General features: G+C 73.5%; 3 protein-coding genes. All 3 read left to right on the forward strand.

All coding sequences use genetic code 11. The features are described from left to right. A partial coding sequence (locus PV350_RS43200; RefSeq protein WP_500338854.1) for a hypothetical protein occupies nt 1-375 on the forward strand: 375 nt, incomplete at its 5' end. 161 nt (nt 376-536) lie between these two features. Continuing rightward, on the forward strand, nt 537-3,413 hold the full coding sequence (topA, locus tag PV350_RS43205; RefSeq protein ID WP_500338856.1) for a type I DNA topoisomerase: 2,877 nt from the start codon (nt 537-539) through the stop codon (nt 3,411-3,413). A 79-nt stretch (nt 3,414-3,492) separates the two neighbouring features. Continuing rightward, the coding region (gene tmk, locus PV350_RS43210) for a dTMP kinase (protein WP_500338857.1) at nt 3,493-6,434 on the forward strand (2,942 nt) is incomplete at its 3' end.

Below are 6,434 nucleotides of genomic sequence, written 5' to 3' on the forward strand. Positions count from 1 at the left end.
GGCGAGCGGGGAGGGGCCGCGTCCGGGCCCGGTGGAACCGGGCGGGAGCGAAAGGATCCGGCCACGCCCTTTCGGGCGCAGTTCACCGTGGGTTCTTCCGGTTGTCGCCCCGGCGTGCCACTCTCCGTGGCTGCGGGGGCGTCGGTCGTGGAGCACGAGAGGGACCTGGGGGACATGTACATGGAAACCGCGCCAGGGATCTTCGCCGGGACGGTGTTCGCGGTATTCGGGGCAGCCCTCCTGGCCTGGACCGTCACCCGGTCGCTGCGGCACCTGCCGGTGGTCCAGGGAGGGGGCCCGGCGTCCGCCGCCGTGGCAGGTTTCTTCGGGGTCGTTTCGCTTCTTGTCGGGGTCTGGCTGTTCCTGATCCCCTGAGCTGGGCAAATCGGACATGGACGGCAGTCCGTGCGGCAGACAGGACGCTTGTCGGGTTACCGTTCGAGTGGCGTTGCGGACTTTTCCCGTTTGACACGGGACCGGGATGTACGGTCACACTCCGCAGCGAGACCACCTTCGACCCGGAGAGAAGAGCGAAGTTGTCCCCGACCCGCGAGACCGCACAGGGCAGCGGCCGCCGACTCGTGATCGTCGAGTCGCCTGCCAAGGCGAAGACGATCAAGGGCTACCTCGGCCCCGGCTATGTCGTCGAGGCCAGCGTCGGGCACATCCGCGACCTCCCGAACGGGGCCGCCGAAGTGCCGGCGGAGTACAAGGGCCAGCCGTGGGCGCGGCTCGGCGTCAACGTCGACAGCGAGTTCCAGCCGATCTACGTCGTCAACGCGGACAAGAAGGCCCAGGTCAAGAAGCTGAAGGACCTGCTCAAGGAGTCCGACGAGCTCCTGCTCGCCACCGATGAGGACCGCGAGGGCGAGGCCATCGCCTGGCACCTGCAGGAGGTCCTCAAGCCCAAGGTCCCGGTCCGCCGGATGGTCTTCCACGAGATCACCAAGGACGCCATCCAGGAAGCCGTCCGCAACCCGCGCGAGCTGAACCAGCCCCTCGTCGACGCCCAGGAGACCCGCCGCATCCTCGACCGCCTCTACGGCTACGAGGTCTCGCCGGTCCTGTGGAAGAAGGTCATGCCGCGCCTGTCGGCCGGCCGTGTCCAGTCCGTCGCCACCCGGCTCGTCGTCCAGCGCGAGCGTGAGCGCATCGCCTTCCGCTCCGCCGAGTACTGGGACCTGTCCGGGACCTTCGCCACCGGCCGGGCCGGTGACGCCACCGACCCGGGCACCTTCGGCGCCAAGCTCAGCGCCGTCGACGGCAAGCGCGTCGCGCAGGGTCGTGACTTCGGTGCGAACGGGCAGCTCAAGGACGGTGCCAACGTCCTCCACCTGGACGAGGCCGCCGCCCGTGCGCTCGCCGCCGCCCTGGAGGGCGCCGCCTTCTCCGTCCGCTCGGTCGAGTCCAAGCCGTACCGCCGCTCGCCGTACGCGCCCTTCCGCACCACGACCCTGCAGCAGGAGGCCAGCCGCAAGCTCGGCTTCGGTGCCAAGGCCACCATGCAGGTCGCCCAGAAGCTGTACGAGAACGGCTTCATCACCTACATGCGTACGGACTCCACCACGCTGTCGGAGACCGCGATCACCGCCGCCCGGGCCCAGGTCACCCAGCTCTACGGCGCCGATTACCTGCCGGACAAGCCCCGCGTCTACGCGGGCAAGGTCAAGAACGCCCAGGAGGCGCACGAGGCGATCCGCCCCTCGGGTGATCGTTTCCGCACCCCGGCCGAGACCGGCCTGACCGGCGACCAGTACCGCCTGTACGAGCTGATCTGGATGCGCACCGTCGCCTCCCAGATGAAGGACGCGGTCGGCCAGTCCGTCACCGTCAAGGTCGGCGGTCGCGCCGCCGACGGCCGGGACGCCGAGTTCTCCGCCTCCGGCAAGATCATCACCTTCCACGGCTTCATGAAGGCCTACGTCGAGGGCGCCGACGACCCCAACGCCGAGCTCGACAGCAGCGAGCGCCGGCTGCCCGCCGTCACCGAGGGCGACGCCCTCACCGCGCGGGACGTCACCGCCGACGGCCACGCCACCAAGCCGCCCGCCCGCTACACCGAGGCCTCGCTGGTCAAGGAGCTGGAAGAGCGCGAGATCGGACGTCCGTCGACGTACGCCTCGATCATCGGCACCATCCTCGACCGCGGCTACGTCTTCAAGAAGGGCACGGCCCTGGTGCCGTCCTTCCTCTCCTTCGCCGTCGTCGGCCTGCTGGAGAAGCACTTCGGCCGGCTCGTCGACTACGACTTCACCGCGCGGATGGAGGACGACCTCGACCGCATCGCCCGCGGCGAGGCACAGGCGGTGCCGTGGCTGCGCCGCTTCTACTTCGGCGAGGGCGACACCCCCGTCGGCGGTGCCGCGGACGCGGGCAACGGCGACGGCGACCACCTCGGCGGCCTGAAGGAACTCGTCGAGGACCTCGGCGCCATCGACGCCCGCGAGGTCTCCTCGTTCCCCGTCGGCAACGGCATCGTGCTGCGCGTCGGCCGCTACGGCCCGTACGTGGAGAAGGCCGCCGAGACCGAGGGCGAGACCGGGCAGCGTGCCGACGTCCCCGACGACATGCCGCCGGACGAGCTGACCGTCGAGCTCGCCGAGGAGCTGCTGGCCAAGCCCAGCGGCGACTTCGAGCTGGGCGCCGACCCGGAGACCGGCCGCCAGATCGTGGCCAAGGACGGCCGCTACGGGCCGTACGTCACCGAGATCCTGCCCGAGGGCACCCCGAAGACCGGCAAGAACGCGGTCAAGCCGCGCACCGCCTCCCTCTTCAAGTCGATGACCCTCGACACGGTGACGTTGGAGGACGCGCTCAAGCTGATGTCGCTGCCGCGCGTCGTCGGCGCCGACGCCGCGGGCGTCGAGATCACCGCGCAGAACGGCCGCTACGGCCCGTACCTGAAGAAGGGCACCGACTCGCGCTCCCTGGAGACCGAGGACCAGCTCTTCACGATCACCCTCGACCAGGCCCTGGCGATCTACGCCCAGCCGAAGGTGCGCGGCCGCGCCGCGGCCAAGCCCCCGCTGAAGGAACTGGGCACCGACCCGGTCAGCGAGCGCCCCGTCGTCGTCAAGGACGGCCGCTTCGGCCCGTACGTCACCGACGGCGAGACCAACGCCACACTGCGCCGTGACGACGACGTCGAGACGATCACGCCCGAGCGCGGCTACGAGCTGCTCGCCGAGAAGCGGGCCAAGGCCCCCGCCAAGAAGACGGTGAAGAAGACGGCGGCCAAGAAGGCCCCGGCGAAGAAGGCGACCGCGACCAAGACGGCGGCGAAGAAGACGGCCGCCAAGACCACCGCGGCGAAGAAGACCGCGGCGGCCAAGACGACCGCCAAGAAGACCGCCGCCAAGGCCACGACCACGGCGAAGAAGGCCGCCGCCGCGGCCGCCGAGCCCGCCGAGTAGTCCCCGCGGGGGCCGCACGGCAGGTGCGGTCCCGGCAGGCGCCCTCCGGGACGGCACCGTGTCCCGATAGGCTGGCGGAATGACGCGATCCGAGCAGCCAACGGACACGTTCGCCGACGAACTCGAGGCCGACTCGCGGCGACGCGCCGTGGGTGCCCTGCTGAAGATCCCTCCCCTGCGCAAGCTGTGGGGCGCTCAGCTGACCGGCACCGTCGGCGACCGGCTCGCCCTGCTGGTCCTGGTCGTCCTGACGGCGCAGGCCGCCGTCGGCGCCCAGGCCTTCGGCGGCGGATACCGCGGCGCGGCCTTCGCGGTCGCGGCCGTCTTCGGGGCGCGGGTCCTCGCCGCCCTGCTCTTCGGGGCCGTCCTGCTCGGACCGCTGGGCTCCCTCACCGGGCCCGGCGGCGTGCTGGACCGCCGGTGGACGATGATCGGCTCCGACGTCGTACGCCTCGCGCTGCTGATCGTCGCCCCGTTGTGGATCGACTGGGTGCCGGCCGACGCCGTCGCCTGGCTGCTGGTCACCGTCTTCGTCACCGGGGTGGCCGAGCGGCTGTGGACCGTCGCCAAGGACGGCGCCGCCCCCGGGCTGCTGCCCGCGCCCGTGCCGGGCGCAGGAACGGTACGTCCGCTGCCCGACCGCCTCGACGCGCTGCGCCGCCTCGACCAGCGCACCGGCTTCGTCGCCTTCCCGATCGCCGCCGCTGGCCTCGTCGTCGTCACGCTCGTCGGCAACCTGATCGGCCTCGGCGTCGACTGGTTCGGGCTGCACCAGGCCGCGCTCGCCTCCTACGTCGCCGCCGGGCTGTTCGCCGCCTCCGGCGCCGTCCTGTACCTGCTGGAGCTGCCGGGCGACCAGGCGACCCCGCTCCGCTCCCCGCTGCAGGGCCTGCGCAGCAACGACCGCGGGCGCACCGGCGCCGTACCGCTGCTCGTGCTCGGCACCACCACCGTCGCCGGTGCCATCGCCGCCGCCGTGGCGCTCGCCGTGCTGCACGCCGCCGACCTCGGCGGGGGCCCGGTCGGCTACGGGCTTCTGGTGCTGGCGCTCACCGCGGGCCCCGTGCTCGGCATCCGGATCGCCCCGCACACCTTCCCGGGGCTGTCCCGGCGCCGCCTGCTCGCCATCGCCATCGCCGTCACCGGTCTGGCCCTGCTGCTGACCGGCATCGTGCCCGACCCGACGACGGTGCTGCTGCTGGCGCTGCTCGCCGGCACCGCGGCCGGGATCACCGCCAACACCGGGCACGTCCTCATCGACCAGGAGACCGAGGAGTCCCGGCGGGCCCGCGCCACCGACCACCTGCACGCGGTCACGCGCCTGCTCATGGCGGTCGGCGCCGTCGGCGCCCCCCTGCTGGCCGGGGGCATCGGCCCGCACCGCGTCGTCAACGGGCACTTCACCTTCGACCACGGCGGCGCCGCCTACGCCCTCATGCTGATCGGCGCCCTGCTGCTGCCCGTCGCCGCGCTCGTCCTCGGCAAGACCGACGACCGCCAGGGCGTCCCCCTGCGCCGCGACCTGCGCGAGGCGCTGCGCGGCGGCGACCCCGAGCAGGCGCCCGCCCCCACCGGCTTCTTCATCGCCGTCGAGGGCGGCGACGGGGCCGGCAAGTCCACCCAGGTCGAGGCCCTCGCCGAGTGGATCCGCGGCAAGGGCCACGAGGTCGTCGTCACCCGCGAGCCGGGTGCCACGGCGGTCGGCAAGCGGCTCCGCTCGATCCTGCTCGACGTCTCCAGCGGCGGACTCTCCCACCGCGCCGAGGCCCTGCTGTACGCCGCCGACCGCGCCGAGCACGTCGACACCGTCGTACGCCCCGCGCTGGAGCGCGGCGCGGTCGTCGTCTCCGACCGCTACATCGACTCCTCCGTCGCCTACCAGGGCGCCGGGCGCGACCTCGCGCCGACCGAGATCGCCCGCATCTCGCGCTGGGCGACGGACGGTCTCGTCCCGCACCTGACCGTCCTGCTCGACGTCACCCCCGAGGCGGCCCGCGAGCGCTTCACCGAGGCGCCCGACCGGCTCGAGTCCGAGCCTGCGGAGTTCCACGACCGCGTGCGCTCCGGCTTCCTCACGCTCGCCGCGGCCGACCCCGCGCGCTACCTGGTCGTCGACGCGGCCCAGGAGCCCGAGGCCGTCACGACGGTGATACGGCACCGTCTCGACGAGATCCTCCCCCTGTCGGAGAAGGAGGTCGAGGCCCGCGAGGAGGCCCGCCGCCAGGCCGAGGAGGACGCCCGCAGGCGCGCCGAGGAGGAGGCGGCCCGCAAGGCCGAGGAGGAGCGGCTCGAACGCGAGCGCCAGGCCCAGCTGGACAAGCTCCGCGCGGAGGAGGAGGAACGCCGCCGCCTTGCCGAGGAGGCCGCCCGCCTCGAGGCCGAGGAGGCCGCCGCGGAGGAGGCCCGACGCCAGGCCGAGGAGGCCCGCAGGCAGGCGGAGGAGGAGCGCGCCCGCCGCGAGGCCGAGGAGCGCGTCCGCCGCGAGGAGCAGGAACGGCTGCGCCGCCAGGCCGAGGAGGAGGCCCGTCTCCGCGCCGAGGCCGAGGAACGCCGCCTGGAGCGCCAGCGCAAGGCCGAGGAGGCCCTGATGCGGGCCGAGCAGGCCCGCGTCGAGGCGGAGGACGCGACGAAGACCGTGGAGACCCCGCGGCCGCCGGCCCCCTCGACCGGGGCGGCCGACGCTGAGACGGCCGTGCTGCGCGCGGTGCCCGTCGACGACGCGACGGCGGTCCTGCCGCCGGTCAAGCCGGCCTTCCCGGACTTCACCAAGACCGCCGAGACGCCGCGGCCGCCGCGGCCCGCCGCGCCCACCGACGCGGAGGAGACGGCCGTTCTGCCCCCGGTCACCCCCGGCGCGGCGGACGACACGGCCGTCCTGCCGCCCGTCCCCTCCGCCGACCGTGTGCCGCCCGGCATCTTCCGGCCCGAGGAGCCGGCTGCGGTGCCGCGTGACCCGGAGAACGAGCGCACGCGCGAGATGCCGTCCGTCCCCGCGGAGGGGCGCCGCCCCCGGCCCCGCCC

It is taken from the genome of Streptomyces sp. PA03-6a (assembly GCF_033792765.1).
GTDB lineage: Bacteria > Actinomycetota > Actinomycetes > Streptomycetales > Streptomycetaceae > Actinacidiphila.